This window comes from Streptomyces albidochromogenes, assembly GCF_005981925.1.
Lineage (GTDB): Bacteria > Actinomycetota > Actinomycetes > Streptomycetales > Streptomycetaceae > Streptomyces > Streptomyces albidochromogenes.
Genome location: NZ_VBVX01000634.1, coordinates 1 through 1,181 on the forward strand (window position 1 = coordinate 1; position 1,181 = coordinate 1,181).

Consider the following 1,181-nt stretch of genomic DNA (forward strand, 5'->3'; position numbering starts at 1 on the left):
GCCGCGGTACCAGCCGCGGCCGGCGCTGACGACGACGGCGACGTGGTGGTCGAGGGTGCGGGGGCCGACGGTGGGCAGCGCGCCGTGCTGGAGGCCGACCCCGAGGCAGACCAGGCCGAGCTTGTGGTGGGTGGGGCTGGGGGTGAAGTAGCGCATCCAGGTGTGGTACATCCGCTGTGTCCTCCCCGCCGGTGCGTGTGGCGCCGCGTCGCCGGCACGCTGTCCGTGTGCCGGTGGCGTGCCCGTGGCGTGCCGTTGTGTCCAACCAGCGCTGATCTTTGTCCATGGACCGCTCCGCCGCCAGAGGGTGAGGCTGGGGCGCTGATGGTGGAGCGAGAGGCGGGGACCGTGGCTGACTTCGCGGTGGGTGGGTCGGACTTCGAGCTGGACGGGCGGCCGGTGCGGCTGCTGTCGGGGGCGATGCACTACTTCCGGGTGCACGAGGGGCAGTGGGGGCACCGGCTGTCGATGCTGCGTGCCATGGGGCTGAACTGTGTGGAGACGTACGTCCCGTGGAACCTGCACGAGCCGGAGCCCGGGCGGCTGCGTGACGCGGGTGCGCTGGGCCGGTTCCTGGACGCCGCCCGGGAGGCGGGGCTGTGGGCGATCGTGCGCCCCGGGCCGTACATCTGTGCCGAGTGGGAGAACGGGGGGCTTCCGCACTGGCTGACCGGGGAGCTCGGCACGCGGGTGCGCACGCGCGACGCCGCGTACCTGCGGCATGTGGAGCGCTGGTTCGGACAGTTGCTGCCGCAGGTGGTGGCCCGGCAGATCGACCGGGGCGGGCCGGTGGTCATGGTGCAGGTCGAGAACGAGTACGGCAGTTACGGTTCGGACCAGGTGTACCTGCGGCACCTGGCGGAGTTCCTGCGCGGGTGCGGGGTGAACGTGCCGCTGTTCACGTCCGACGGCCCCGAGGACCACATGCTGACGGGCGGCTCGGTGCCGGGTGTGCCGGCGACGGCGAACTTCGGGTCGGGGGCGCGCGAGGGCTTCGAGGTGCTGCGGCGGCATCAGCCGTCGGGTCCGCTGATGTGCATGGAGTTCTGGTGCGGGTGGTTCGGCCACTGGGGCGCCGAGCCCGTCGTGCGGGATCCGGCCGACGCGGCGGCGGCGCTGGGCGAGATCCTGGGAAGCGGTGCGCCATGTAGATGTTCACCGACGCACCGCTTCCCAGGATC

Annotated in this window: 1 protein-coding gene and 1 pseudogene; one reads left to right on the forward strand and one right to left on the reverse strand. The window is 72.4% G+C overall.

Annotation, left to right across the window (positions count from 1 at the left end):
• Positions 1–171, reverse strand: a pseudogene (locus tag E2E34_RS36885) (AraC family transcriptional regulator); the annotation flags it as partial.
• A gap of 177 nt (positions 172–348) precedes the next feature.
• Here E2E34_RS36885 and E2E34_RS34455 point away from each other — a divergent pair.
• On the forward strand, positions 349–1,181 hold an 833-nt coding region (locus E2E34_RS34455; RefSeq protein WP_208765419.1), incomplete at its 3' end, for a beta-galactosidase.